This window comes from Alphaproteobacteria bacterium, assembly GCA_019635875.1.
Classification (GTDB): Bacteria; Pseudomonadota; Alphaproteobacteria; order Reyranellales; family Reyranellaceae; genus JAFAZJ01.
Genome location: JAHBYP010000001.1, coordinates 546,313 through 571,953 on the forward strand (window position 1 = coordinate 546,313; position 25,641 = coordinate 571,953).

A 25,641-nucleotide genomic window follows, 5' to 3' on the forward strand; every position below is an offset into this window, starting at 1 on the left:
TCAGGTGGGAAGCGGCGGCCGGCGCTGCGCGCGCATGATCAGCCAGAGGCCGAACGCCACCAGCGGCAGCGACAGGATCATGCCCATGGTCAGCCAGTTGCCGGCGAGGTAGCCGAGATGCGCATCGGGCTCGCGCCACAGCTCGCCGACGATACGCGCCAGGCCATAACCGGCCCAGAAGACGCCGCAGATGAAGCCGGGCCGCCGTCGCATGCCGTAGGCGCGCCACAGCATCAGGGTGATCGCGAACAGGATCAGGCCCTCGAGGCAGGCCTGGTAGAGCTGGCTGGGATGGCGCGGCACCAGCAGCGGATCGCGCGGGAAGACCATCGCCCACGACACATCGGTCGGCCGGCCCCACAGCTCGCCGTTGATGAAATTGGCCATGCGGCCAAAGAACAGGCCCTGCGGCGCCACGATGCCGATGACATCGGCGAAGGCGAACAGGTCGGTCTTCTGCTTGCGGGCGTAGAAGATGATGGCCAGGGTCACGCCGAGCAGGCCACCGTGGAAGGACATGCCGCCTTCCCAGACGGTGAGAATCTTCAGCGGATTGGCGAGGTAGAAGCCCGGCTTGTAGAACAGCACGTAGCCCAGCCGGCCGCCCAGGATCACGCCGAGCGCCGCCCAGAACAGGAAGTCGTCGAGCGCCTTGGCGCTCATCACGCGCGGGCTCTGCTCGACGATGCGTCGTGCCATCAGCCAGGCGATGACGAGGCCGGCGATATAGGCCAGCGCGTACCAGCGGATGGCAAGCGGGCCGATGGCGATCGCGATGGGATCGATGTCGGGATAGGGAATGACCGCAGGCAGCATGGGCGCGGGTGTAGCGGCCGGAACAGCCGCTGTCACGCGAGGCGTTGCCGCGTCAGAAGCGGCGGAACCAGCCGATGCCCGTGCCCACGGTCAGGCGGTCGCCGACGCCGAGGATCTCCTGCTTCACGCCGAGATCGGCGAAGAGCTGACCGTCGGCGATCTTGAACAGCCGCCGTGTCAGGCCGGCCGCCAGCATGGTGTCGACCGATGCGCGCGCGCCGCCGCCGGCGCGCGGCACGAATGTGGCAAGCAGCGCGAGGTCCCAGCCGCCGAAGACGACCGTGCCCCCGACGGTGAGGAAGTCGAAGCGCGTCTGCCGACCGGGTCGGCGCAGGCGCACCCACTCGGCCATGGTGTCGAAGGTCACGCCGGGTGCCACCTCGCCACGCCAGCGCAGCGATGCCGAGGCGCGCCATTCATCGCCGCCGCCGTCGACGCCAGCCGCCTGGCGGCCGAAGCTCAGGCCGTAGGTCAGGCCGGCGACACCGAAGGCGTCGCGCCCCGTCATGCCGACCAGGAGGTTGTCGGGCCTGCCGGTGTTGCCGAGGCCACCGTCGCCGACGACGCGGGACTGCGGGCGCAGCGTCGTCGGAGCGTTGGGCATGGGCTGGTTGAGCACGCCGCGGGTCAAGGGCGTGACGTCCTGGGTGAAGAGATCGATCGACAGGACGTGCCGGCCCAGGGCCCTGTCGTCGGCGAAGGTCCATTCGGCGCGCACGCCGATGCGCTCGGCGAGGCGGTAGGCGTCGCTGTAATCGTGGCCGAACAGGCCGGCCGGCCGAAAATGGGCCAGGCTGAAGGCGGGCTCGTACTTGCCGGCGATGACGCGGAAGCTGTCGCCATGCCAGGACAGGTACATGCGCTCGATGAACGCCGCCTCGGTCTCGAAATAGAAGCTGCCGGGCGGATTGCGCACCGGCTTCATGCTGGCCATGACGTCGAAGGACAGCGGTGCGTTGGGCTCGCGCACCGTCACGGCGAGGACGGCCTTGGCATAGGCGATGATGCGATTGTTGGGCGTCGTGTGACGCGCGCGTTCGGTGTCGACCTCGAGATGCCAGCCGACGAAGCCGCTCAGCCAGTCCTTTGGCGTGGTCGCCCGCGGTGGCGTGGTGTCGGCGCGAGCGGGGCAAGCCGCGCTGAACGCCAGCGACAATGCGAGGACCAGGGCGCGCATGACGAGGTCACCATCGATCCGCCGTGCCTCACGGGGCGGGACGATCGAAGGAGCGGTTGAAGACAACCGCACCATTGGCTTTGGCGAATTCCTCCGTGCAGATCGCGCCGGTCCGCCCTCTCAGGCGAGGATAGGCGGCCTCGAGCTTCTCCAGCGACGTGTTTTGCTTCACCCGCACGTGGCGGACACAGACAGCGCCGTCGGGTGACCAGCCGGCCTCGAAATGCTGCGCCGCATCCATGTCGGCCCTTTGAACGCCGATGTAGTCGTAGATGTCGATCGACTGGCCGTCGAGCGTATGGGCCTTGCCGTCGCCGCCATAGTCGGCACGCACCATGCGCATGCAGGCGTTGTAGGCGTCGCGCATCGGCCGGCCGTCGGCCGTGGTCTGCCACGGCTTGTAGCCGAAGCGGATGCACTTGCCCTGGGCCCCCGACGTGCAGGTGATCTCGAAGCGATCCGGCGCGGATGGCGCAAGGCGACCATCGGGCGTGACGGTGCCGGCGACCGGGAAGCCCTGCCTGCGACCATCCGGGCCGGCGGTGCACAGCGAACCCCAGCTGCCGTCGGATTGCTGCACCGAGAAGGTGTGCAGCCAGGTCGCCTCGGCGTCGCGCAGGTCGACGGCCTTTTCGTCGGGATCGCGCTCGACCGAGTCGATGCGTACGCGTGCCGTGCCGCCGCCTATGGCGAGCGTCAAGGTCGCGCCCACGAGCTGACTGGAACTCAGCGTGCGGCCATCCGACAGCGTCACCTTGAAGCGCGTGCCCTCGACGGCGACGTGCCTGAGCGACGGCGCCGTCTGGGCGTGCGACGCGGCTGCAGCGCTGACCGACAGCGCCGCCGCCAGCATTGCCCTGCGCAATCCCACCATGACGGACATCCCCCCGATCATCTTGCGGCAACTCTACGGAGCGCCGGTCACGCCTCGGTATCGCGGCGGACGGTTTTGTGTTTCGTGTGTAACGCGAATCGCGAGCCTAGCGGTGGGGATCGCTTGTCGCGAGATACTCGCAGACATAGCGCCTGACGCCGTTCTCGAGCGGCGTGAAGGGGGCCGTGAAGCCCGCGGCGCGCAGGCGCTCGACGCGTGCCTCGGTGAAGTACTGATAGCGTGCACGGATCGCCTCGGGGGCGTCGATCCAGTCGATCGCGACGGGCCGGCCCATCGCCGCGAAGACGGCGAGTGCGAGGTCGAGGAAGCTGCGCGCCCGCCCGGTGCCGATGTTGAACAGCCCCGACACGCGCGGCTGGCGCCAGAGCGTGAGGACGGCATCGACGCAGTCCTCGAGCCAGACGAAGTCGCGCAGCTGGCCGCCATCGGCGTAGTCGGGATGGTGCGAGCGGAACAGGCGCGCGCGCCCGGCGTCGCGCACCTGTTCGAACAGCGTCAGCGCGACGCTGCGCTGGCCGCCCTTGTGGTACTCGTTGGGGCCGTAGACGTTGAAGAACTTCAGCCCGGCCCACGATGGCGGCGCCGGTTCGCCGGCCGACACCATGCGCAGCACTTCGAGATCGAATCGGTGCTTGCTGGCGCCGTAAGGGTTGAGTGGCTCCAGCCGGCGCAGAACCTGGCCGTCGAAGGCATCGTCGAAGCCCTGTGTGCCGTCGCCGTACGTCGCCGCCGACGAGGCATACAGGAAGGGGATTCCGCGCCCGGCGCAGAAGCGCCACAGCCTCAGTGGCAATTCCACGTTGATCCGCTGGAGCAGGTCGAGGTCGGTCTCGGTGGTCGAGCTGATGGCGCCGAGATGGAACAGCGCCTCGATGTGGGCGCCATCGCGGGCGAGGAAATCGTCGAACGCCTCGGGCGGCACGATGGCCGCGAGGTTGCGGCGCTTGGCGAGGTTGAGCCGCTTGGCATCGTGGTCGAGGCGATCGACGACGGCGACGTCGGACACGCCGGCGCGCTCCAGCGCCGCGACCAGACAGGAGCCGATGAAGCCCGCGCCACCCGTGACCACGATCATGCGCGCGTTATAGCGCGGCCGCGGCGCTGGCGCGCGAGGCCTCTGCCGCCTATATCGCAGGGACCGCCGCGGAGGACGCCATGCAGACGCGCAATCCCATTCTCGACGATCTGGCCAAGGTTGCGGCGGGCGCAGCAGGTGCCCTCAGTGGCGTGCGCGACGAGGTCGAGGCGCGAATCCGCGACCAGCTGGCCAGGATCCTCGACGGCATGAACCTGCCCAATCGCGAGGAGTTCGATGTCGTGCGCGCCATGGCGGTGGCGGCGCGCGAGGAGAATGAGGCGCTCAAGGCACGGGTCGCCGCCCTCGAGGCGCGCCTCGCCAAGCTCGAGTCGACGGGCGGCTGAGCGCTGCTGGCGCAGCTTTGGATTAAAATCGTGGAATCCACACGATGGATTCTTGCGCCCGGAGTCCTGACGTGGCAGGCTAGGGATAGTGGGCGCTCAGAACTCGCCCACAAGATTTGGAAACGCACCGGATGTCGTAGTGGTTTGTGCCTGCCGTCCAGCCCTTCCGGGGGCGAGGCGGGTGCGCGTTGGATTCGCGGGGTAGGCGATGGCGCTGATGCAACGGGAGCATAGCGAGCGACGGGCGCCCAATCCGCTTGAATTGGTCGAGCGGGTCGTGACGGAGAACGAGTGGCCGTACGACCGGACGAGCGATCAGGAGATTGCCGTCGAGGTCGCCGGCCGCTGGTGCGACTACCGCATGTTCTTCGCTTGGCGCGAGGACGTCAGCGCGCTGCACTTCACCTGTGCTTTCGATGCGCGCATTCCCAGCGAGAAGCACCGCGACGTGCACGGGCTGCTGGCGCAGATCAACGAGAAGCTGTGGCTCGGCCACTTCGACCTGTGGTCGGAGGAAGGGCTACCGATGTTCCGCCACTCGATCCTGCTGCGCGGCACGCGCGGGCTGACGGTCGAGCAGCTCGAGGACCTCATGGAGGTCGCGATCGGCGAGAGCGAACGTTTCTATCCCGCCTTCCAGTACGTCGTCTGGGCCGGCAAGTCGCCCAGCGAAGCCTTGGCCGCCTCGATCCTCGAGACGGTCGGGCAAGCGTGAGTTCAGTTCCGACGCCCCCTCAGGACAACCAAGAGAACCAAAGAGGCGTCGCGCCGCGCCGGTCCCAGCCCTCTCCCCGGGGCCGGCGCGGTTGAACTCCCGCCTGGCGCCGTCGGGGAATTGGCTTGTATATCGGCGGCGAACATGCCTATTGGCCGGACGTTCGACCTCTTGGCCGGATTCGGCTCGCGGCGCGCCTTCAGGCGTGCCTAGCGTTGGGACTTCCAGGCGATCGAGCCTGCGCGTTGCGACCGGAGTCGAACGCGTCCCGTGCCTACCGCAGAGGAAACACCCATGGCCAAGGGTACCGTCAAGTTCTTCAATCAGACCAAAGGCTACGGCTTCATCCAGCCGACCGATGGCTCCAAGGACGTCTTCGTCCATATCTCCGCCGTGCAGCGCGCCGGTCTCGACGGTCTGAGCGAGGGGCAGACGGTCTCGTTCGATGTCTCGATGGAGCGCGGCAAGCCGGCCGCGACGAACTTGAAGGCCGAGTAGGCCACCCCATATCAGCCGCCTTACCAGCGAGGACAGATGGCGAAGGAAGATCTCATCGAATTCCAGGGCACGATCGCCGAGGCGCTGCCCGACGGTCGTTTCCGCGTAACCTTGGAGTCGGGGTCGGAGATCATCGCCTACACCGCCGGCCGCATGAAGAAGAACCGCATCCGCGCGCTCGCCGGCGATCGCGTCACGGTGGAGATGACGCCCTACGACCTGACCAAGGGCCGCGTCATCTATCGCCACAAGGACGAGAAGCCGGGTTCGCTCGGTGTCGCGCCGCGTCGGCGCAATTTCGTGCGCCGCTAGGCACGCGCCGCCTTCGTATCGACAGGCGCCGCGATCGACACCCGGCAGGGATGTCGTTCGCAGGCGATTTCGATCTCCCACCTGCCGGCCTTCAGCCAGGCGGCGTCGACCCCGCCTTCGTGGCTGGCATAGCCCAGTCCGACGCTGCGCCCGACGGTATGCCCGAACGTCCCGGACGCCACGATGCCGGCGCGCTCGCCGTCGCGCCAGATCGGCTCGTCGTGCAGGAGCAGAGGCGCGGCATCGTCGAGGACCAGCGATATCAGCCGACGCTTGAGCCGCCGGCCCCGCGCCGGCAGCAGCGCGTCGCGGCCGATGAAGCCGCCGGGCTTGTCCCAGGCGACGGCGAAGCCTAGTCCCGCCTCCAGTGGCGACGTCTCGTCGGTGATGTCGTGACCGAAATGGCGATAGCCGCATTCCAGCCGAAGCGAGTTCATTGCGTGGTAGCCGGCAAGCTTCAGGCCGAAGCGCTCACCCTCCTCGAGCACTGCGTCGAATACGCCCGCCGCGAACTCGGCCGGGATGTAGAGTTCCCAGCCCAGCGATCCGACATAGGTCAGGCGCGAGGCCCGCACGCGCGCGAAGGCGACATCGATGTCGCGCGAGGTCATGAAGGGGAAGCCCTTGACGCTGAAATCCTCATCCTGCGACAGCGCCGCCATCAGCTCGCGCGAGCGCGGGCCCATCAGTCCCAGAACGACATGGCCCGACGTGATGTCCGCGACGGTGCAGCGCGATCCCGCGGGGATATGCCGGCGCAGCCACACCAGGTCGCGCGTCTGGCACGCAGCCGAGGTGACGACGAGAAACTCGCCGGCCGACAGCCGCGTCACCGTGACGTCGGCCTCGATGCCGCCACGCTCGTTGAGCCATTGCGTGTAGACGACGCGACCCGGCGCAACGGCGATGTCGTTGGCGCAGATGCGGTTGAGCACAATCTCGGCGTCGATGCCCTGCACCAGGAACTTGCCGAACGAGGTCTGATCGAACAGCGCCACGCGTTCGCGCGCCGCGCGGTGCTCTTCGCTCGACGGCCCGAACCAGTTTTGCCTGCCGTAGCTGTATTCGTACTCGGGCACCTTGTCCGGCGGCGCGAACCAGTTGGCGCGCTCCCAGCCCGCGGTCTCGCCGAAGCAGGCGCCCATCACCGCCAGCCGGTCGTGCAGCGGCGAACGCCGCGCGCCGCGCGCGGTCTCGACCTGGCGATAGGGCCAGTGCATGGCGTAGAGCAGGCCCAGCGTTTCCACCGTGCGCTCGCGCAGATAAGCGCGGTTGCGCTGGAACGGCATCACGCGGCGGATGTCGACGTCCCACAAGTCCATCGGCGGATGGCCGTCGACGATCCAGTCCGCCAGCACCTTGCCGGCGCCGCCCGAGGACTGGATGCCGATAGAGTTGAATCCCGAGGCGACGAAGAAGCCTGGCAGCTCCGGCGCCTCTCCCAGCAGGTAGCGGTCGTCGGGCGTGAAGCTCTCCGGCCCGTTGAAAAAGGTGCGGATGCCGGCCTCGCCGAAGCGCGGCACGCGATGCGCCGCCTTCTCGAGCTGCGGCGCGATGTGGTCCATGTCGACCGGCAGTGTACCAAAGGCGAAGCCGTCGGGCGCGGCGCGATGGTCCCACGGCCGCGACACCGGCTCGAACCAGCCCACCAGCAGCTTGCCGGCGTCCTCCTTGAAGTAGTTGGCGCCATCGGGATCGCGCAGCACGGGCGTATCTGGCGACAGGCCGGCGATGGGCTCGGTGACGACGTAGAAGTGCTCGGCCGCGTGCAGCGGCACGGCGACGCCGGCCATCTCGCCGATCTGGTGACCCCATAGGCCGGCGCAGTTCACGACGATCTCCGAGGCGATGTCGCCTTGCGCGGTGCGCACGCCCGAGGCGCGGCCGTTCTTCTTCAGGATGCCGGTGACGGTGACGCCCTCATGGATGCGCGCGCCGCCGGTGCGGGCGCCGCGCGCCAAAGCCATGGCGGTATCGACCGGGTTGGTCTGGCCGTCCTTGGGGATGAACAGGCCGCCGACAACGTCGTCGACATTGAGCAGCGGCCAACGATCGCGCGCCTCACCGGGCGTCAGCAGATGCGCGTCGAGCCCGAAGTGACGCGCCATCGAGGCCCCGCGCCGCAGCTCCTCCCAACGGCCCTCGGTGGCGGCTATGGCGAGCGAGCCGCGCTGCTTGAAGCCGGTGGCGACGCCGGTTTCCAGCTCAAGCAGCGAGAACAGCTCGGCGGTGTACTTCGCCAGCTTCGTGAGATTGTGCGTGGCGCGCAGCTGGCCGACGAGGCCGGCGGCGTGCCACGTCGTGCCGCTGGTGAGCTTCTGGCGCTCCAGCAGCACGACGTCGTGCCAGCCATGCTTGGTCAGGTGGTACGCAACGCTCAGACCGACGATGCCGCCGCCGATGATGATGACCTGCGCGCCCGTCGGCAGCGCGGCACCGTTGCTCATGCCAGCCTCACAACGAACGATATACCGCGCTCTCGTAGTCGCGGAACATTCCGATCACCCTGGGATCGAAGAACGGCAGGGTCTGCGTGGCGAAGACGCCGCCGATCTTCTTCACCGGATCGGCCCAAAAGAAGGTGTTGGCGAGACCCGCCCAGGCGAGGCTGCCGGGCGAGCGGCCTTGCGGCGTGGTCGCGGTGTTGATCAGGAAGCTCAGGCCCCACTTGCACTGGATGCCCGGGAAGAAGTCGGCGTCGGCGGAATAGGGTGCCGCCGCCGTCTTCAGTGCCACCACGTTGATGTCGCCGATGTTGTTGCGCGCCATCTCGGCGAAGGTCTTCTTGCTGACCAGCGGCGCGCCGTCGTTGAGCAGGCAGTGCACGAACTTCAGGTAGTCCTGCACTGTGCCATAGAGGCCGCCGCCGCCCATGTGGAACTCGGGCTCCTGCGGGATCTCGAACGGCATGGCGGCGAGCTTACCGTCCTCGCCGCGCGCATGCATGCCTGACAGCCGGCTGCGCTGATCGTCGTTGAGCTTGAACGAGGTCGAGGCCATGCCCAGCGGCTCGAAGACATTCTTGCGCAGGTACGCGTCGAGCTTCTCGCCGCTGGCCGCCTCAATCGCCTTGCCGACCCAGTCGATGTTGATGCCGTAATCCCAGCGCGTGCCGGGATCGAATGTCAGCGGCGTGGAAAGCGCGGCGTTCTGGCAGGAGATGATGCCGGGGATGCCGGCGGCCTCCATGTGCTTGCCCAGATCGGCATTCCAGATGTCGTAGGAGAAGCCGGCGGTGTGCGTCAGCAGCTGGCGCAGGGTGATCGCGCCCTTCGCCGGGCGCAGCTTCGGCTTTCCGGCGGAGTCGAAGCCCTCGAAGACCTGCGGGTTGGCGAGTTGCGGGAGGAGCTTGCCGATCGGCTCGTCGAGCGAGAGCTTGCCGCGCTCGACCAGCTGCATCGCCGCCATCGCCGTGATCGCCTTGGTCATCGAGGCGATCCACACCACGGTGTCCGGCGTCATCGAGGCCGGCTTGCCGATCTCGCGCACGCCGAAGGCGCCCTCGTAGATCGTTCCCGAATCGGTGGTGGCGGCGGCCGCAACTCCGGCGGCGGCGCCGCTGTCGATGCCCTGTCTCAGAACGTCGTCGATATCCGGCATGGCGTTGTCCTCCACCGGGATCTTGAGCCCCGGAAGAGCGAGCCTACGCCGGACTTCACGTCAAAGGGAGTCGTAGACCGCCTTCTCGAACGCCTTGAACGCCTTGACCGACCTCGTGTCGCAAAACGGCAATATCTGTGTGCCCCAGACACCGGCGACGCGCCTCGTCGGGTCGACCCAGAAAAAGAGGTTGCCAAGCCCGGCCCAGGCCAGGCTGCCGGCGGCGCGGCCTTCCGGCGTGGTGCGCGTATTGATCGAGAAGCTCAGCCCCCATTTCTGCGGGATGTCGGGGAAGAGGTTGGCGTCGAGCGACATCGCCGGCACGAAGCTCTTGAGAGTCTCGACGAAGATGTCGCCCATGTTGTTGCGCGCCATCTCGGCGAAGGTCTCGGGCTTGACCAGGCCGCCGCCGTTGGCCAGTAGTGCGCGCACGAAGGTGAGGTAGTCGGGAACGGTGCCGAACAGCCCGCCGCCACCGCCGAGGAACTCCGGCTCCTCCGAGCGCACCAGCGCCATGGTTTGCAGCTTGCCGTCGGGCTGGCGCGCGTGCGGCGTGGCGCGGCGTGCCTGCTGGTCGGGGCGCAGGCGGAAGCTGGTGTCCTTCATGCCCAGCGGCGCGAAGACGTGATCTTGGAAATAAGCCTCGAGGTCCTTGCCGCTCGCCGCCTCGACGGCACGGCCGACCCAGTCGATCGAGATGCTGTACTGCCAGCGCGTGCCGGGATCGAAGGTCAGCGGCGCGTTCAGCGCTTCGAGCTTGCCGGTTGGCAGGCCGGGCAGGCCGGTGACTTGCATGTACTTCTGGATATCGCCGTTCCAGTTCTCGTAGCCGAAGCCTGCGGTGTGGGTGAGCAACTGGCGCAGGGTGATCGGGGACTTGGCAGGCCGCAGGATCGGCTTGCCGGCGGCGTCGAAGCCGTCGAGCACCTGTGGCCTGGCGAGCTGCGGCAGGAGGTCGGCGATCGGCCCGTCGAGCACAAGCTTGCCGCGCTCGACAAGCTGCATCGCCGCCACTGATGTGATCGCCTTGGTCATCGAGAACAGGCGCATCACGGTGTCGGGCGTCATCGGCTGCGCGTCGCCCAGCGCGCGTACGCCGTGCGCACCCTGGTAGATCACGCCCGTGTCGGTCGCTGCCGCGGCGACGATGCCATGCACCTCGCCGCTGCCCACCGCGTCGGCCAGCGCCCTGTCGATCCTGTCCGCCATGAAACCGCTCCCTCGTGACGCGGGCGAGCCTACGTCACGGTGCGGCAGTGGGCATAGGGGTTACATCGCGCTCTGCAGGTAGTTCTGGATGCCGACCTTGTCGATCAGCTCGAGCTGGGTCTCGAGCCAGTCGATGTGCTCCTCGGTCTCGTCGAGGATCTCGCGCAGCAGGTGGCGCGAAACGTAGTCGGGCGCGGTCTCGCAATCGGCGATCGCCGCGACGAGATCGGCGCGGCCCTGGCGCTCCATCGCCAGGTCCGCCTTCAGGCCTTCCGGCACATTCTCGCCGATGCCCAGGCGTCCGAGGTCCTGCAGATTGGGCAGGCCTTCGAGCACGAGGATGCGCTCGATGAGCTTGTCGGCGTGCTTCATCTCGCCGATCGACTCCTCGTACTCCGTCTTGCCCAGCGATTCAAAGCCCCAGTTCTTCCACATGCGCGCATGCAGGAAATACTGGTTGATCGCGGTCAGCTCGTTGCGCAGCACCTTGTTGAGGTGCTGGATGATCTTGGCATCGCCCTTCATGGCCGCCTCCGACTCGTGGGGGTTCGCGAGTCGTTATAACGCCGCGGCGGGCCGAATCGTTGATTTATAGTTGCGAGTGATAACGGAGATCACTCCGCGGCGATGGCGATCGGCTCGTTATCGCAGCGGTGCGCGCGCAGGAGGTCGGCAATCGTACAGATGCACTTGCCGCATTGTGGCCGCGTGCCGCAGGCCCGGTAGACCTCGCCGACGGTCTCACAACCATTGGCGACCACTTCACGGACGCGGCCCTCGTTGAGAGCGTTGCAGATGCATACGTACACGGTGGACGTCCACTCCTGATCAGCAGGTGGACCTTGCCGAATATGCGAGTAAGTCGCAACAGCGAAATGGTCACATCTGGATTGGTTGGAATCGGGTTAGGTTTCCGAGGGTTAGGCGAGGAGCGGACGGTCATGCGGGTAGGTGTCGAGGTCGGCGGCACGTTCACGGATCTGGTGGCCGTGGCCGGCGGCAGGGTGGTGGTCACCAAGGTGCCCAGCACGCCGCGCAGCCCGGATGTCGGCGCGCTCGACGCCCTGCGCGCCTCCGGCCTGGCCATCGCCGGCATCGAGGATCTCGGCCACGGCTCGACAGTCGCCACCAACGCCGTGCTCGAGCGCAAGGGCGCCAAGGTCGCGTTCGTCGCGACCGCGGGGTTCCGCGACATGCTGTTCCTGCAGCGCCACGACCGCCGCAACATCTACGACCTCGCCTACCGCAAGCCGCAGCCGCCGGTGCATCGAGCCGATTGCTTCGAGGCCGTCGAGCGCATGGCGGCCGACGGCAGCGTGATGACGCAGCTCGACGAACGCGCGGTGCGCGAGCAGCTGGTGCCGGCGCTGAAAGCCGGCGGTCACGCGGCGGTAGCGATCTGCCTGCTCAACGCCTACGCCAACCCCGCGCACGAGCTGAAGCTCGCCGAGCTCCTGCGCGCCGCGCTGCCCGGCGTTCTGGTGCAGTGCTCGCACGAAGTCGTGCGCGAGTTCCGCGAGTTCGAGCGTGCCTCGACCACGGTGCTGTCGGCCTATGTGCAGCCGGTGATCGACGGCTATCTGCAGCGCTTCGAGAACACGCTGCAGGGCGACGGCTTCAAGGGCCGCTTCACGGTGATGCAGTCCAATGGCGGCCGATTGCCGGCCGATGCCATGCGCCGCAGCGCCATCACCGCGCTGTACTCGGGCCCGGCCGCCGGCGTGGTCGGCGCGTTGCGCCAGGTGGCGCGCTCGGGCTTCGGCAACCTCGTGACCTTCGACATGGGCGGCACCAGCACCGATGTCTGCCTGGTCGAGAACGGACGACCGGCGCTGGCCTCGGAGACCGAGATCGACGGCCTGCCGATCCGCACGCCGGTGCTCGACATCGTCTCGGTCGGCGCCGGCGGCGGCAGCATCGCCTGGGTCGACGATGGCGGCATGCTGCGCGTAGGCCCGCAGAGCGCCGGCGCGGATCCCGGCCCGGCCTGCTACGGCAAGGGCGGCACGCAGCCGACGACTACCGACGCGCATGTCGTGATCGGCACCATCCGGCCAGGCTCGTTCCTGGGCGGCCGCATGACCCTGGAGGCGGTGGCCGCACGCGAGGCCTTCGAGCCATTGGCCGCTCGATTCGAGATGTCGGTCGAGGACGCGGCCGCCAGCGCCCTGCGCCTGGCCAACGCCAACATCATGCGCGCCATCCAGCTGGTCTCGACCGAACGCGGCCGCGATCCGCGCGACTACGTCCTGGTACCCTTCGGCGGCGCCGGCCCGCTGCACGCGGCGAAAGTGGCCGAGGATCTCGGCATCGACACCATCGTCGTGCCGCCGAATCCCGGCGTGATCTCCGCCTACGGTCTCCTGGCGTCGGACTTCACCAAGTTCGACAGCATCACGCGCAAGATGCGGCTCGACGACACGGCGGCGAAGGACGCCACGGCACGCTTCGCCGAGATGCGCGCGCGGCTGGCGGCGCAGTTCGACGGCATGGGGCTGAAGGGCGAGCTCGCCTTCACCCATACGCTGGAGATGCGCTTCGTCGGCCAGGCCTTCGAGGTGCCGGTCGAGGTGCCGGAGGATCGCGTCGCTTCGCTCGATGCCGCCTATCTCGCGGAGCGCTTCGGCGAGGCGCATCACCGCATGTTCCTGCACGGCGCCAATCTCGACCGCGCGGTCGAGATCGTCTCGCTGCGCGTGGGCGCCACCCTGCCGATCGAATCCCTGCCCAGGCTGGAGCGCGAGCGCGCCGCGCCGCGCTCGCCCGAGCAGGCGCGCATCCACGATGGCGGCGCCTGGATCGTATGCGCCCGCCATGCCGCCGAGGCGATTCCGGAGGGCCAGGCGATCGCCGGCCCGGCCGTGATCGAGGGCTATACCGCCACGACCTATGTGCCGCCGGGCTGGACGGCGAGCATCGATGCGGCGGACAATATGGTGCTGCGACGGGTTTGACTGGGAGCGCCGGCGTCCCGCCGGCATCTTGTGCTCCCAACGAGGAGTTTGATCCGATGAGCGTGAATCCGATCGACTATGCCGTGATCAGCCAGGCGCTGATCGCGGCGGCGCGCGAGATGGGCGCCAAGCTGATCCGCTCGGCCTACTCGACCATCCTGCGCGAGGCGCGTGACGGCTCGGCCGGCCTGATGGATCGCCACGGCAACACGGTGGCGCAGGCCGAGCTGATCCCGATGCAGCTCGGGCCGATCGGCATGACGCTCCGCGCCTGCCTCAAGCGCCACCCGATCGAGACGCTCAAGGAAGGCGACTTCCTGATCAACAACGATCCGTTCGAGGGCGGTCAGCACATCCCCGACGTCTTCATCTTCACGCCGATCTTCGTCGATGGGCAAGTCGTGGGCTTCGGAGCCTCGGTGGCGCATCACCTCGATCTTGGCGGTGGCGCGCCGGGGCTCAACATCCACGCCTCCGACGTCTACCAGGAAGGCCTGCGCATCCCGCCCTCGCGCTACAGCTACATCACCGACTGGAACGGCGGCGCCTTCGAGCGCCTGGTCACCGCCAATGTGCGCGTGCCCGATCTCACCATCGGCGACTTCAACGCCCAGTTCGCTGCCAACGCCATCGGTGTTGGCCGCGTGCGTGAGCTCTGCGCGCGCTACGGCGCCGAGGCGGTGATGGAGGTGATGCGCGAGATGCAGGATTACTCGGAGCGCCGCGTGCGTGCCGCGATCGCCCAGGCGCCCAAGGGCGTTTATTACGGCGAGGACGCGGTCGACGACGACGGACTTTCCGATGAGCCGCTCGCCATCAAGACCAAGGTCACGATCTCCGACGACGGCGTCGAGGTTGACTTCGAAGGCACCTGTGCGCAGGTCAAGCGCAACCTCAACTGCCCATACTCCTCGACGCTCTCGGCGGTGCTCTCCTGCGTGAAGTCGGTGCTGACCAGCCCCGACATTCCCTACAACGAGGGCATGGCGCGGCCGATCTCGGTGAAGGTGCCCTATGGCAGCCTGATGAACCCGCGCCCGCCGGCGCCGGTACGCGCGCGCATGGTGCCGGCCTTCCGCGCCTACAACGCGGTGATGAAGGCGCTGGCCCAGGCGCTGCCCGACCGCGTGATCGCCTGTGGCTACGACACGACGACGGCGTTCTGCCTCTCGCGCCTGGGCGAGAAGGGCTACAGCGTCTATCTGGAAATCTTCGGCGGCGGCTATGGTGGCTCGAAGGAGGCCGACGGCTGCGATGCGGTCGACGGTCCGCTCAGCAACTGCAGCAACGCGCCGGTCGAATCACTCGACCTCGACTATGACTTTTTCCGCGTCGCGGCTTACGCGCTCGATCCTGACTCCTTCGGCATGGGCGCACGCCGCGGCGGCGCCGGCTTCGGCCGCCGCTACGAGATCACGCAGGACGACGTGCAACTCGCGATCTACTCCGACCGCTTCCGCCGCCCGCCCGAGGGCCTGTTCGGCGGCGAGCCCGGCAAGATGGGTTACTGCCGCGTCCACCGCGTCGACGGCACGACCGAGGAGCTGCGCTCGAAGGCCGCCGTCGACCTGAAGAAGGGCGACGTGGTCGACATCTTCGTCGGTGGCGGCGGTGGCTACGGCGATCCACGCGACCGCCCCGCCGCCATGCTCGACCGCGACCTCGCCGACGGCATGCTCAGCCGCGATCCCAGGGCGCGGAAGCTGGCGGCGGAGTAGCAGTCGCCCCTTCAAGGGAAACCAGCCATGCCCGTACGCGTGATCGGCATGATCGGCGTGACGCCGCCGGGAGGCAGCGCGTCGTTGCATGTGATCAAGGGTGGCATCTCGCCGGCCTATCTGCGCGATTTCGCCAGGGCACATGACGATGCGGGCTTCGATCTGGCGCTGGTCGGCTATACCGCCTCGTCGGCCGAAGGCTTCCTCGTGGCCCAGCATGCCGCCGCGTTCACGAAGCGGCTTGGCTTCCTGATCGCGCATCGGCCGGGCTTCGTTGCGCCGACGCTCGCGGCCCGCAAGATCGCGACGTTCGACTGTCTCTGCCAGGGGCGGCTGGCGATCCACATCATCGCCGGCGCCAGCGACGCGGAGCAGCATGGTGACGGCGACTTCGCGACCAAGGAGCAGCGCTACCGGCGTGCCAGCGAGTATATCCAGGTGATGAAGCTCGCCTGGACCAAAGAGGAGCGCTTCGACTATTTCGGCAAGTTCTATCGAGTGCGCGGTGCGCGCTCCGATATCCGGCCGCTGCAGAAGCCGCATCCACAGCTGTTCTTCGGCGGATCGTCGGAAGGCGCCCTGGTGATGGGTGCGCGGCATTGCGATGTGTTTGCGATGTTCGGCGAGCCGCTGGCGCCGACGAAGCAGCGCATCGCCGAGTTTCGCGTGCGGGCGGCGCGGCATGGTCGATCTCCTGCGTTCAACATGTCGTTCCGGCCGATCATCGCTGGAACCGAGGGCGCGGCGTGGGACAAGGCACGCAAGTACCTCGCGGCGATCCAGTCGCAGAGCGATCCATCGGGGCTCGGTGGCTCGAGAAAGTCGCCGCTCGATCAGTCGGCGCGGCGCATCCTCGATTTCGCGGCCGAAGGCGAGATCCATGACGAGCGGCTGTGGATGCCGATCGCCGAAGCCAGCGGCGCGGTGGGCAACACCACCTGCCTGGTCGGAACGCCCGAGCAGGTAAGTAACGCACTCCTGGAATACTATCGGCTGGGCGTGCACTCATTCCTGATTCGCGGCTTCGATCCATACAACGATGCGATCGAGTTCGGTCGCGAGCTGATCCCAAGATTGCGAGCAGGAGCTCTGGAACTCGACAAGGCGGTGGCGGCCTGAGAGAGTCCGGCCCGCACGACAACCCCTGGAGGGAAATTCCCATGAAGCTCTATTTCGCCCCCGGCGCCTGCTCGATCGGCATCCATGTGCTGATGGAGGAGATCGGCAAGCCGTTCGAGCGCCACAAGATGAATTTCGCCGAGCGCGAGCAGTACGGCGACGCCTTCGTGAAGAAGAATCCCAAGTCGAAGGTGCCGACCCTCGAGAAGGATGACGGCTCGGTGCTCACCGAGTTCCCCGCCATCGCGACGTATCTGGCGATGAGCAACCCCGACAAGAAGCTGCTGCCCGCGAGCGCCGACGACATGGCCAAAGCGCTGGAGGTGATGGACTACTGCGTTGCCACGCTGCACATGCAGGGCTTCTCGCGCATGTTCAGGCCCGAGAATTACGCGCCGACCAAGGACGATCACGACGCGGTCAAGGCGCGCGGCAAGGAGATCTATGAGAAGGGCCTGGCGCTGCTCAACGAGAAGATGGCCGGCAAGGACTACGTGCTGGGCAGCCAGTTCTCGATCGCCGACGCGGCGCTCTTCTACATCGAGTTCTGGGCCGGCCGCGTGAAGATCCCGCTGCCCGCCAACCTGCAGGCACATTTCGATCGCATGAAGGCGCGTCCCGCCGTGCAGCGCACTTTCGCGGCCGAGGGCCTGCCGGCCTGATTTGACTGTGGGCGACGCGCGCTACTTGAAGCGCGCGTCGCGCCACGCCAGGGCGGCCTTGACGCCCTGTTCCTTGCGAATGCGTGCGAACTCGCGCTTTTCCGGGCTCGAGCCGGCGTTGAGCAGCACGTCCATGTCGAGCGCCGCATCCATCGCCCGCGAGAATCCCATCGCTTCGTACTGCGCATTGACCGCGCGCTTGGTGAAGCGGACCGAGCGCTCGGCCGCCTTCGACATCGTGCGCGCGATGCTCATGCCCTTGTCGAAGGCCTGATCGGCGGGCACGACGTGGTTGACGATGCCCATGCGCAGGGCGTCGGCGGCATCGATGCGATCGTCACCGGTCAGCAGCAGCTCCTTGGCCTGCTTGGGTCCGGTGATCCACGGCAGCAGCATGGCGACGATGCCGGTGCCGAAGCGCACTTCCGGCTCGCCGAAGCGCGTGCCTTCGGCGGCGACGGTGACGTCGCAGGCCAGCATCAGCTCGAAAGCTCCGGCCAGGCAATAGCCGTGGACGACGGCGATCGTCGGCTTGGCGCTGTGCCAGAACTGCATGATGAAGTCGAACTGGAGCTTCATCTGCATCTCCCAGTCCGACACGTCCTCCATCACGCGTTCCGCCGAGGCCTTCAGATCGAAGCCGGCGGAGAAGGCGCGGCCGGCACCGCGCACGACGATGACGCGCGTCGACTCGGCCGCGTTGAGCGCGGCGACGGCGTCAAGCGTCTCGCGCATCAGCTCGTTGTTGAAGGCGTTGAGGATGGCGGGGCGGTTGAAGGTCAGAACCGCGACCGCCCCGTCATGCTCGACGGTGATGTGGCTGTAGCTCACGCGCCGGCGCGCTGCGCCCCGCGCACCAGCCGGCCCGGTCGTGCGCCGGTGTCGACGCCCTCGCGGCGCACCACGGCGCCGGAGACGATGGTCGCGACATAGCCTTCGGCCCGCTGCATCAGGCGGCGGCCGCCGGTCGGCAGGTCGTAGGCGACTTCGGGCGCGCGCAAGGTCAGGCGATCGAAGTCGATAACGTTGATGTCGGCCTTGTAGCCGGGCGCGATCACGCCGCGGTCGTGCAGGCCGACGGCGGCGGCGGTCTCGCGCGCCTGGCGCGAGATCACCGTCTCGATCGGCAGCCTGGCGCCGCGCTTGCGGTCGCGCGCCCAGTGGGTGAGCAGGAAAGTCGGCGTGCTGGCGTCGCAGATGATGCCGACATGCGCGCCGCCATCGCCCAGGCCGGGCAGCGTGTCGCGATGCGTCAGCATCTCGTGGGTGGTGTCGAGATTGCCGGAGACGTAGTTCAGCAGCGGCACGTACAGCATGCCGCTGCCCTCGCGCTCCAGCAGCACGTCGTAGGCGATCTCCTCGGCCCGCTTTCCGGTGCGGCGCGCGATGCCGGCGAGGCTCTGCTCCGGCGCCTGCTCGTAATCCGGCGGATCGCCCAACACGAAGATCTTGTCGAAGTTGGCGATCCGCTCCAGCACGTCGCGGTGGTTCTTCGGTTCCTCTGACAGGATCGCCGCCCGCACTTCGGGCTTGCGCATCTCCGCCACGCGCTGCTTGAGCGGCAGGTGGGCGATCCTCCTGTAGGTCGGATGGGTGAAGAACGGGTTGCGGCTAAGCTCCAGCCCCAGCATTAGGCCGATGGCACGGCCGCAGACCTGCGCCTTCACCGGCAGGCCGTCGCTCGACGCACGCTCGATCAGGCCCAGCGTTTCGCGCCAGCGATCGGGCGCGCGATCGTTCTGCGCCAGCGAGATCGACAGCGGCCGGCCCGACTTCTCCATGATGCGCCGCAGCATGGCGAACTCGGCCTCGACGTCGCGCAGGTCCGAGACGATCTGCATCACCCCCGTGCCGGCATCCTTCATGCCCATGGCGATCGCGGTGAGCTCGGACTCCTCGGCGGTGAGCGTCGGGATGTGACGGCCATCGCTGGCGCGGTGGTTGATGGTGCGCGACGTGCCGAAGCCCAGCGCGCCCTGCCGCATCGCCTCGGCGCTCAGCCGGCGCATCTCGGCGCAATCGGCGTCGGTGGCCGGCTCGCGATCGACGCCGCGCTCGCCCATGACGTAGACGCGCAGCGCTGCGTGCGGCAGCTGGGTGGCGATGTCGGCGTCGTACCGGCGCGCATCAAGCGCGTCGAGGTAGTCGCCGAAGCTTTCCCAATTCCATGGCAGGCCGGCGCTCAGCACCGGCTCGGGAATGTCTTCGACGCCTTCCATCAGCTTGATCAGCAGGCCGTGATCGTCCTTGCGCACCGGCGCGAAGCCGACGCCGCAGTTGCCCATCAGCACCGTGGTGACACCGAGCTGCGAGGACGGCGTGACCTCGCCGCTCCAGGTCACCTGGCCGTCGTAGTGGGTGTGGATGTCGACCAGTCCGGGCGTCACCATCTGGCCCCTGGCGTCGATTTCCTCCGCGCCGCGCGCGGCGATCCTGCGCTCGACGGCGACGATTCTGCCGTCCTCGATCGCGACATCAGCCTCGAAGGGCTTGGCGCCCGTGCCGTCGACGATTGTGCCGTTGCGGATGATCAGGCTGGGGCCGCTCGCCATGGGTTCCTCCGGGCTTGTGAACAGCAGCTTACCTGTGGCGGCAGGCCTTGCCGACCCGCCGTTTTCGCGGGGCGGCTTTGTCCGGCTACGGCGTGTTAATCCGGTCCAGCGGGTAGACCGGTCGGCGCACATTGCGGAAATCGAGCATGGAATAGTCAGAGGTGCAGACGCCGACGCCGGCGCATTCAACCTCGCCGCCGATGATCGGCCGGAAGGCGGCACGCCAGTGCACGCGGCTCTTCAGCACCAGGTACTTCTTCGATGTCGGGTCGATGCCGACCGAGCGGAAGCACTCCAGGTCGTTGGGCTCCTGGTGACGCGAGATCACCACTATCTCGACCTTGCCGGTGTCGAGCACGACCGTGGAGCCCATGTCCATCAGCACGCCCTTCGACATCGGTCCCCTGTTGCGGTACTGGCCGTTGCTGATCAGCTTCACTACGCCGGTGACCGTGCGCGACTCGCCCTTGCGCTTGATCGAGGGCAGGTCGTACTTGCCGCCAAGCTTGATGGTGACCCTGGCGCCGATGCCTGCCTTGATCATCTCCTGCACCGCCTGCGGATCGTGGATGGCGAAGACCGCGACATTGTCGAGGCCGGCATCGAGCACGCCGCCCAGCACCGCCATGGTGTCCATGGTGCCGCCCGAGGCCGAGTTGTCGTAGTGGTCGAGCAGCACGATGGGCTTGCCCTGGCCCGACATCGACTTGCCGCGCGCCAGCGATTCGTTGAGCGGCTCGATCCTGTAGACGAAGGCCTCGCGGTTCTTCCAGGCGTGGTCGAGCAGCTCGTCGCGGAAGCCCTCGGCCTTCATCCTGTCGGCATCGGCGACGATCACCGAGGAGAGGCCGGCCAGGCTGATGTCGGCATGCGGGAAGCCGACGAACAGGCTGGCGGCCAGCGCACCCTCGCTCTCCATCGCGCGGCAGCGCTGCTGCAGCCACTTATTGGGCTCGTCATCGCTGCCCTGGCGCATGACGTGCGGCAGCATCGGCTTGTTGCCCCAGGCCATCACCGGGCGTGCCTTGCCCTCGAGCATGGCGAGGATCGGCTTTCCGGCTCGGATACCGGTCTCGTAGAGATCGATGTGCGGATAGGTCTGGTAGCCGGCGATCACGTCGCAATTCTCGACCATAGCCGGGTAGAGGTTGGTGTGCATGTCGAGGGACACGCCGATTGGTGTGTTCGGCGCCAGCTTGCGCACGCGCCTGAGCAGCTCGCCTTCGCCGTCCTCGAGGCTCTGGGTCACCATCGCGCCGTGCAGGTCGAGCAGGATGGCGTCGCAGCCCTTGGCTACGGCATCGCAGATGCGCTCGCTCATGTACTCGAAGGCTTCGTCCTCGACCGCACCGCTGGGTGGCGCGCCGGCGGCGATCGGCGTGACGAGCTCCGCGCCGATGCCCTCGGCCAGCTCGATGAAGGCGCCCATGCCGGTGCCGGTGTTCCTGAACGCCTCGTAGGCATCCTTGCCCTCCGGCGGCAGCGGTCGGCCGCGCGCGAAGCGGCCGATCGGCGTCGGCACCGGCGAGAAGGTGTTGGTCTCGTGCTTCATCTGCGCGATGACGATACGCATGGCTGCTCCCTCGCTATGCGCTGAACAGAACAGGCCGGCGGTCGGCATACAAGCCCCTTGATCACGTCACCTCACCAGGCGGTGAAGACGAAATCCGTCCCCAACGGGCACCGCGTCTAACCGGCGTGCGGCAAGCGTCCGCTGGAGGGGATCGCATGACCATCAAGGCTTCACTGGCCCGTTTCACGGGCGCTTCTCTGCTGGCGCTGATGACCGGCATCGCATCGGCGCAGGCCGGTACCGTCGTCGGGCTGACCGCCGACGGCAAGCTGGTCACCATCGACACCGCGGCCATGACCGCCTCGGCGCCGATGGCGGTCAGCGGCGACAGGCTCGTCGGCATCGACGTGCGCCCGGCCGACGGCAAGCTCTACGGCGTGTCGATCAACGGCCAGATCGTCACCGTCGATCCGAAGACCGGGGCCACGACCAAGGTCAGCATGATCTCCGAGAAGGTGACGATGGGCGATCGACCGGTGGTCGACTTCAACCCGGCCGCCGACCGTCTGCGCGTGATCGCGGCCGGTGGTGTGAGCCTGCGCATCAATGTCGAGACCGGCGCGACAATCGTCGACAAGCCGCTGAGCTTCGATCCAGCCGATGCCAATGCGTCGAGGAAGCCTGCCGTGGTAGCGGGTGCCTACACCAACGCGTTGAATGGCGCGAAGGCAACCGATCTCTTTCACATCGATGGCGGCACCGGCGCGTGGGTGCTGCAGAGCCCACCCAACGACGGCATCCTCAAGACCCGTGGCGCGATTGGCGTCGCCAACCTCGCCGACGCCGTGGTCGACATCGCCACCGAGGGCGAGAAGAACACTGCCTGGATGATCGCCGGCGGCACGCTCTACACGATCGATATCGCGAGCGGAAAGGCGACCTCGGTCGGTGCGATCAAGGGCATCAGCGGCAAGCTGATCGACATCGCGGTCTGGCAGTGAAGCCTTTTTGGGACCGGCGGCGAGTCGTCCCCGGTCCCGATCAGGGCAACGGCACCAGCTCGACCTCGACGCCATAGGTGTGGTGGCCGCCGCCGAGGATGATGCCACGCACCGGGCTGACATCGCCGAAGTCCCGGCCCCAGGCGACGATCACGTGCTCGTCATGAGCGACCAGATCGTTGGTGGGGTCGAGATGCACCCAGCCGGCCTCAGGTCCGCACCACACGGCCACCCAGGCGTGGCTGGCATCGGCGCCCCGCAGCTCGGCCTGCCCGGGATCGCGATGGGTGCGAATATAGCCCGAGACATAGGCGGCCGGCAGCCCCAGCGACCGCAGGGCGGCGATCTGCACGTGGGCGAAATCCTGGCAGACGCCGACGCGGCGGGCGAAGACCTCGGCCAGCGGCGTGGAGATATCGGTGGCGCCGGGCGTGTAGACGAAGTCGGCACGGATACGGCGCGTCAGATCGCGCGCACCCTCCAGGATCGTCGCGCCCTCGGGAAATGAGGGGCGCGCATAGGCGAGCGCCGCATCGTCCGGCACGACCAGCGGCGAGGCATGCACGAATTCTTCCGGCTCGATCTGCGAGGGGAACGGCGCGGCGAAGGCCTCGCGCATCGCCTGCCATGACGGCGTGGCTTCGGCTGCCGGCGGCGCCGGCAGCGACACATCGACATCGGCGCACATCTCGACCACCAGCTCCTCGTGCGCCGTGTCGATGCGGAAGCTGTCGACCGTGTTGCCGAAATGATCGACGTGCATGGCGCGCTCGTCGGCCGCCGGTTCGACGGCGACATCGCACTGCGTGACGGTCTGTCCGGGCAATGTGCGCGGGCGCAGATGCGCGAGATGCTGCGCCAGGTCGACGGGGCTGGAATAGCGATAGGTCGTGCGATGCGAGACGCGGTAGCGCATGGCCTACTCCGCCGGGGCGCCGAGCCGCCGCGCTGTCGGCACCAGCGAGAAGTGCGTGCGCGTCAGCTCGTCGGACAGGCGCGTGAAGATGTCGACGGTGTCGCCGAGCGTGTCGCGCAGGCGGGTTAGCGCCAGCCCTTGATGTCGCCAGGCCCGCTCGTCGGTCTGGAACAGCCCGACCACCGCGCGCATGTCGGCAAGCAACGCGGTGTCGTCGAAGGCGACACGCGAACCCGTGGTGCGCGCCAGCACGTCGAGATGGCGGTCGATGGCGTGGACCTGGAAGGCGAGCGAGCGCGGGTTGCTCTCGTCGAGCAGGGTCAGGTCGAGCGTCGGCGCCGGCTCGAGCGCGCCGAGATAGCGGCCGCGATAGGTGATGGTGGAATCGCAGAGCTCCAGCGCCAGCCGCATCGCCGATTCCCAGATCACCGGCGTCTGGGTGAAGGCGAAATGCGCGCCGCTGCAGACATAGTAGGCGCGCTCCAGCCGGCGGCCGAGATCGAGAAAGCGCCAGCCGGCACCGCGCGTCATGTTCTCCTGCGACAGGCCGGCGACGGTGGCAACCATGCGGATGGTGTCGTCGAGCAGCGCCAGCAGCACGTCGACGTTGCCGGTGGATGTCTCCAGCCGTCGCGACATCGCGCCCAGCAGCGTGTCGAGCGTCGCGCTCATGTCGGCCGACAGGCGATCGCGCAGGGTCATCACCAGACGGCTGATGGCGCGCAGCGCCGCGCCGAAGGCGCGCTCGTCGCCGGCGAAGCGGGTCAGCGCGCGCAACAAGGCCGCACTGTCGGGCGGCGACATCGCGTCCTGGGCCGAGATCAGGCGCGCCTCGGCCGAGGCCAGCGCCAGCAGGCGCACCTCGACGAGGTCGCGCGGCCCCAGCGGCTGTCGGGCGAGGCGTGAGAGGGCGCCGCGGATCAGGCGCGCGGCGTTGTCCAGACGCTCGGTGTAGCGGCCGAGCCAGAAGAGATTGTCGGCGACCCTGCTCTGCACGTCGCCGCCGCGCTGGATCGGCACGCCGCGGAAGCGCGCCGTCGACGGGATCACGACCTCGGAGTCGTCCTCGGCCAGCACCCAGACGTCGCGCAGCCGGCCATCGATGCGGCCCAGCCGCGAGAGCGGCGAGGCCGGCGCCGTGCGTCCCAGCCCGCCCGGCATGGCGCGAAACCCGTCGCCATCGGCGACAAGATACACGCGCATGACGACCGGGTCGGGCCGCAATCCCTCGGGCGACCAGGACGGGGCGACCGAAGCGGTTACCGGCCGCTGCGCGACATAGGCCCAGGGCTGCCGGTTGATCTGCGCCATGAGCGCCGTGCGGCGATCGCCCGGCAGCTCGCGCACGGTTATCGGCTCGCGATCGGCACCCGTCAGGCTGCGAATGACCATCGAATCGAAACGCGCCAGCACCTCACGCCGCGCCGGCTCCTCGCCCAGCCACCAGACGTCGAGCGCCGGCAGCGCGAGCTCCTCGCCCAGCACGAGCGGCGCCAGCGTCGGCAGGAAGGGCGACAACGCCGCCGATTCCGCCAGCATGCTGCCCAGCGCGTTGGCGATGGCGACGGTGCCGGTACGTTCGGCGCCGGCCAGGCCGCTGACGCCCAACGTCGAGTCGGCGCGCAGCTCCAGCGGATCGCACCAGGCACCGTCGAGACGGCGCAGCAAGACGTCGACCGGCTTGAGACCTTCCAGGGTCTTCAGCGACACGCCGTCGGCACGCACCGTGAGATCGCCGCCTTCGACCAGGGAAATGCCCAGTGTGCGCGCGAGGAAGACCTGCTCGAAATATGTATGGGCAAACGCGCCCGAGGTCAGCAGCGCCACGCGCGGATTGTCGCCGCCCGACGGCGCGCAATCGCGCAGCGCCGCCTGCCAGTGGTCGAAGAACGGCGCGATCTCGCACACCGGGATCGAGCGGAAGGCCTCGGGCAGCGCACGCGCCATGGCGCGGCGCAGGAACAGCGCATAGCCCGCGCCGGTCGGCGCGCCGGTGTAGTCCGCCAGCACGGACCACGAGCCGTCGGCGCCGCGCACCACGTCGGCGGCGTAGTGGACGAGCCGGCGCCTCGGGCCTCCGCCGTCCATGCGACGGCAGGGCCGCATGAAGCGCGGATCGGCGTGCAGCAGGACGGGCGGCAGCCGGTGCTCGGCGAGCAGGCGCTGGGGGCCGTAGACGTCGGCGAGGATCGCGTCGAGCAGACGGGCGCGCTGGATCAGGCCCGCCGACAGCGTCTCCCATTCCAGCGGCGTGATGATCAGCGGCAGCGGCTCGAAGGTCCATTCGGTGGCGGAGCCGTCGGGCGCCACCGCCCGTGTGCCGCCGCCTTCCGCCAGCTGACGCCGCGCGCGCTCGACGCGGTCGCGCAGCGCCTCCTCGGGCAGCGCGCGCATCGTGCCGAGCAGGCCCTGCCAGTGGTAGCGGATCTGATGACGGCCGGTGACCAGCTCGTCATAGGGAGCCGGCGCAGCCGAATGACCCGAAAGGCGCAGCGATTCCATCGCTTCGGGTGAGGCTTTCCTAGAGGGGACCGGAGCCTGACACAGAGCCCGCCGACGGTC

At 68.1% G+C, this 25,641-nt stretch carries 23 protein-coding genes; 9 read left to right on the plus strand and 14 right to left on the minus strand.

The annotated features are described in order from the left end of the window. The 4 genes from lgt to rfaD form a co-directional block, all read right to left on the minus strand. On the minus strand, positions 1–816 hold the full coding sequence (lgt, locus tag KF889_02790) for a prolipoprotein diacylglyceryl transferase (protein ID MBX3498343.1): 816 nt from the start codon (positions 814–816) through the stop codon (positions 1–3). 52 nt (positions 817–868) lie between these two features. After that, complete coding sequence (locus KF889_02795; protein ID MBX3498344.1) at positions 869–1,993, minus strand: hypothetical protein; 1,125 nt, start codon at positions 1,991–1,993, stop codon at positions 869–871. A 28-nt stretch (positions 1,994–2,021) separates the two neighbouring features. Further along, complete coding sequence (locus tag KF889_02800) at positions 2,022–2,867, minus strand: hypothetical protein (protein ID MBX3498345.1); 846 nt, start codon at positions 2,865–2,867, stop codon at positions 2,022–2,024. A gap of 106 nt (positions 2,868–2,973) precedes the next feature. After that, positions 2,974–3,963 (minus strand): ADP-glyceromanno-heptose 6-epimerase, encoded by a 990-nt coding sequence (gene rfaD, locus KF889_02805; GenBank protein MBX3498346.1) that lies wholly within the window; start codon positions 3,961–3,963, stop codon positions 2,974–2,976. Between the two features lie 80 nt (positions 3,964–4,043). Between rfaD and KF889_02810 the strand changes: the two genes are divergently transcribed. From KF889_02810 to infA, 4 genes are all read left to right on the plus strand, one after another. Further along, positions 4,044–4,310: an accessory factor UbiK family protein gene (locus KF889_02810; protein MBX3498347.1), complete on the plus strand. Its 267-nt coding sequence runs from the start codon at positions 4,044–4,046 to the stop codon at positions 4,308–4,310. Between the two features lie 208 nt (positions 4,311–4,518). Continuing rightward, positions 4,519–5,025 (plus strand): YbjN domain-containing protein, encoded by a 507-nt coding sequence (locus KF889_02815; protein MBX3498348.1) that lies wholly within the window; start codon positions 4,519–4,521, stop codon positions 5,023–5,025. Positions 5,026–5,319: 294 nt separating this feature from the next. Then, on the plus strand, positions 5,320–5,523 hold the full coding sequence (locus KF889_02820; protein ID MBX3498349.1) for a cold-shock protein: 204 nt from the start codon (positions 5,320–5,322) through the stop codon (positions 5,521–5,523). A 36-nt stretch (positions 5,524–5,559) separates the two neighbouring features. Beyond that, positions 5,560–5,835, plus strand: a complete 276-nt coding sequence (infA, locus tag KF889_02825) for a translation initiation factor IF-1 (protein MBX3498350.1) — start codon at positions 5,560–5,562, stop codon at positions 5,833–5,835. On the opposite strand, the gene KF889_02830 is transcribed toward infA, so the two are convergent. The 5 genes from KF889_02830 to KF889_02850 all read right to left on the minus strand — a co-directional run bounded on the left by KF889_02830 (position 5,832) and on the right by KF889_02850 (position 11,453). Then, positions 5,832–8,282 (minus strand): GcvT family protein, encoded by a 2,451-nt coding sequence (locus KF889_02830; protein ID MBX3498351.1) that lies wholly within the window; start codon positions 8,280–8,282, stop codon positions 5,832–5,834. The two genes, infA and KF889_02830, sit on opposite strands and share 4 nt — an antisense overlap. Before the next feature lie 7 nt (positions 8,283–8,289). Further along, positions 8,290–9,435 (minus strand): beta-lactamase family protein, encoded by a 1,146-nt coding sequence (locus KF889_02835; GenBank protein MBX3498352.1) that lies wholly within the window; start codon positions 9,433–9,435, stop codon positions 8,290–8,292. 60 nt (positions 9,436–9,495) lie between these two features. Further along, on the minus strand, positions 9,496–10,644 hold the full coding sequence (locus KF889_02840; protein MBX3498353.1) for a beta-lactamase family protein: 1,149 nt from the start codon (positions 10,642–10,644) through the stop codon (positions 9,496–9,498). Between the two features lie 60 nt (positions 10,645–10,704). Beyond that, positions 10,705–11,169, minus strand: a complete 465-nt coding sequence (gene bfr, locus KF889_02845) for a bacterioferritin (protein MBX3498354.1) — start codon at positions 11,167–11,169, stop codon at positions 10,705–10,707. A gap of 89 nt (positions 11,170–11,258) precedes the next feature. Beyond that, positions 11,259–11,453: a (2Fe-2S)-binding protein gene (locus KF889_02850; protein ID MBX3498355.1), complete on the minus strand. Its 195-nt coding sequence runs from the start codon at positions 11,451–11,453 to the stop codon at positions 11,259–11,261. Between the two features lie 132 nt (positions 11,454–11,585). Here KF889_02850 and KF889_02855 point away from each other — a divergent pair, with 132 nt between their 5' ends. The 4 genes from KF889_02855 to KF889_02870 are packed head-to-tail and all read left to right on the plus strand — an operon-like array spanning position 11,586 to position 17,097. Next, entirely contained in the window at positions 11,586–13,598 is a 2,013-nt protein-coding gene (locus tag KF889_02855) for a hydantoinase/oxoprolinase family protein (protein ID MBX3498356.1), read from the plus strand. 56 nt (positions 13,599–13,654) lie between these two features. Beyond that, positions 13,655–15,316, plus strand: coding sequence for a hydantoinase B/oxoprolinase family protein (locus KF889_02860; protein MBX3498357.1), 1,662 nt, complete (start codon positions 13,655–13,657; stop codon positions 15,314–15,316). A 27-nt stretch (positions 15,317–15,343) separates the two neighbouring features. Further along, complete coding sequence (locus tag KF889_02865) at positions 15,344–16,435, plus strand: LLM class flavin-dependent oxidoreductase (protein ID MBX3498358.1); 1,092 nt, start codon at positions 15,344–15,346, stop codon at positions 16,433–16,435. Positions 16,436–16,476: 41 nt separating this feature from the next. Further along, positions 16,477–17,097 carry a glutathione S-transferase C-terminal domain-containing protein gene (locus KF889_02870; protein ID MBX3498359.1) on the plus strand — a complete coding sequence of 207 codons (621 nt, stop codon included), beginning with the start codon at positions 16,477–16,479 and terminating at the stop codon, positions 17,095–17,097. A gap of 21 nt (positions 17,098–17,118) precedes the next feature. On the opposite strand, the gene KF889_02875 is transcribed toward KF889_02870, so the two are convergent. From KF889_02875 to KF889_02885, 3 genes are all read right to left on the minus strand, one after another. Next, positions 17,119–17,928, minus strand: coding sequence for an enoyl-CoA hydratase/isomerase family protein (locus KF889_02875; protein ID MBX3498360.1), 810 nt, complete (start codon positions 17,926–17,928; stop codon positions 17,119–17,121). After that, positions 17,925–19,649 carry an amidohydrolase family protein gene (locus KF889_02880; protein MBX3498361.1) on the minus strand — a complete coding sequence of 575 codons (1,725 nt, stop codon included), beginning with the start codon at positions 19,647–19,649 and terminating at the stop codon, positions 17,925–17,927. The genes KF889_02875 and KF889_02880 overlap by 4 nt, the downstream gene beginning before the upstream one ends. Positions 19,650–19,734: 85 nt before the next feature. Next, positions 19,735–21,222, minus strand: coding sequence for a M81 family metallopeptidase (locus tag KF889_02885; GenBank protein MBX3498362.1), 1,488 nt, complete (start codon positions 21,220–21,222; stop codon positions 19,735–19,737). Positions 21,223–21,377: 155 nt separating this feature from the next. On the opposite strand from KF889_02885, the gene KF889_02890 reads away from it, so the two are divergent. Further along, a complete protein-coding gene (locus tag KF889_02890; GenBank protein MBX3498363.1) occupies positions 21,378–22,163 on the plus strand; it encodes a DUF4394 domain-containing protein in 786 nt (261 codons plus the stop codon). 40 nt (positions 22,164–22,203) lie between these two features. Here the strand turns inward: KF889_02890 and KF889_02895 are convergent, their stop codons facing one another. Together KF889_02895 and KF889_02900 are read right to left on the minus strand one after the other, a co-directional pair. Further along, positions 22,204–23,079 (minus strand): transglutaminase family protein, encoded by an 876-nt coding sequence (locus tag KF889_02895; protein ID MBX3498364.1) that lies wholly within the window; start codon positions 23,077–23,079, stop codon positions 22,204–22,206. A 3-nt stretch (positions 23,080–23,082) separates the two neighbouring features. After that, positions 23,083–25,581 carry a circularly permuted type 2 ATP-grasp protein gene (locus KF889_02900; protein MBX3498365.1) on the minus strand — a complete coding sequence of 833 codons (2,499 nt, stop codon included), beginning with the start codon at positions 25,579–25,581 and terminating at the stop codon, positions 23,083–23,085. Between the last annotated feature and the right edge of the window lie 60 nt (positions 25,582–25,641).

Bases quoted from the DNA above. Each gene is read 5' to 3' on its own strand.
- lgt (MBX3498343.1), bottom strand. From the start codon at position 816: ATGCTGCCTGCGGTCATTCCCTATCCCGACATCGATCCCATCGCGATC.
- KF889_02795 (MBX3498344.1), bottom strand. From the start codon at position 1,993: ATGCGCGCCCTGGTCCTCGCATTGTCGCTGGCGTTCAGCGCGGCTTGC.
- KF889_02800 (MBX3498345.1), bottom strand. From the start codon at position 2,867: ATGGTGGGATTGCGCAGGGCAATGCTGGCGGCGGCGCTGTCGGTCAGC.
- rfaD (MBX3498346.1), bottom strand. From the start codon at position 3,963: ATGATCGTGGTCACGGGTGGCGCGGGCTTCATCGGCTCCTGTCTGGTC.
- KF889_02810 (MBX3498347.1), top strand. From the start codon at position 4,044: ATGCAGACGCGCAATCCCATTCTCGACGATCTGGCCAAGGTTGCGGCG.
- KF889_02815 (MBX3498348.1), top strand. From the start codon at position 4,519: ATGGCGCTGATGCAACGGGAGCATAGCGAGCGACGGGCGCCCAATCCG.
- KF889_02820 (MBX3498349.1), top strand. From the start codon at position 5,320: ATGGCCAAGGGTACCGTCAAGTTCTTCAATCAGACCAAAGGCTACGGC.
- infA (MBX3498350.1), top strand. From the start codon at position 5,560: ATGGCGAAGGAAGATCTCATCGAATTCCAGGGCACGATCGCCGAGGCG.
- KF889_02830 (MBX3498351.1), bottom strand. From the start codon at position 8,282: ATGAGCAACGGTGCCGCGCTGCCGACGGGCGCGCAGGTCATCATCATC.
- KF889_02835 (MBX3498352.1), bottom strand. From the start codon at position 9,435: ATGCCGGATATCGACGACGTTCTGAGACAGGGCATCGACAGCGGCGCC.
- KF889_02840 (MBX3498353.1), bottom strand. From the start codon at position 10,644: ATGGCGGACAGGATCGACAGGGCGCTGGCCGACGCGGTGGGCAGCGGC.
- bfr (MBX3498354.1), bottom strand. From the start codon at position 11,169: ATGAAGGGCGATGCCAAGATCATCCAGCACCTCAACAAGGTGCTGCGC.
- KF889_02855 (MBX3498356.1), top strand. From the start codon at position 11,586: ATGCGGGTAGGTGTCGAGGTCGGCGGCACGTTCACGGATCTGGTGGCC.
- KF889_02860 (MBX3498357.1), top strand. From the start codon at position 13,655: ATGAGCGTGAATCCGATCGACTATGCCGTGATCAGCCAGGCGCTGATC.
- KF889_02865 (MBX3498358.1), top strand. From the start codon at position 15,344: ATGCCCGTACGCGTGATCGGCATGATCGGCGTGACGCCGCCGGGAGGC.
- KF889_02870 (MBX3498359.1), top strand. From the start codon at position 16,477: ATGAAGCTCTATTTCGCCCCCGGCGCCTGCTCGATCGGCATCCATGTG.
- KF889_02880 (MBX3498361.1), bottom strand. From the start codon at position 19,649: ATGGCGAGCGGCCCCAGCCTGATCATCCGCAACGGCACAATCGTCGAC.
- KF889_02885 (MBX3498362.1), bottom strand. From the start codon at position 21,222: ATGCGTATCGTCATCGCGCAGATGAAGCACGAGACCAACACCTTCTCG.
- KF889_02890 (MBX3498363.1), top strand. From the start codon at position 21,378: ATGACCATCAAGGCTTCACTGGCCCGTTTCACGGGCGCTTCTCTGCTG.
- KF889_02895 (MBX3498364.1), bottom strand. From the start codon at position 23,079: ATGCGCTACCGCGTCTCGCATCGCACGACCTATCGCTATTCCAGCCCC.
- KF889_02900 (MBX3498365.1), bottom strand. From the start codon at position 25,581: ATGGAATCGCTGCGCCTTTCGGGTCATTCGGCTGCGCCGGCTCCCTAT.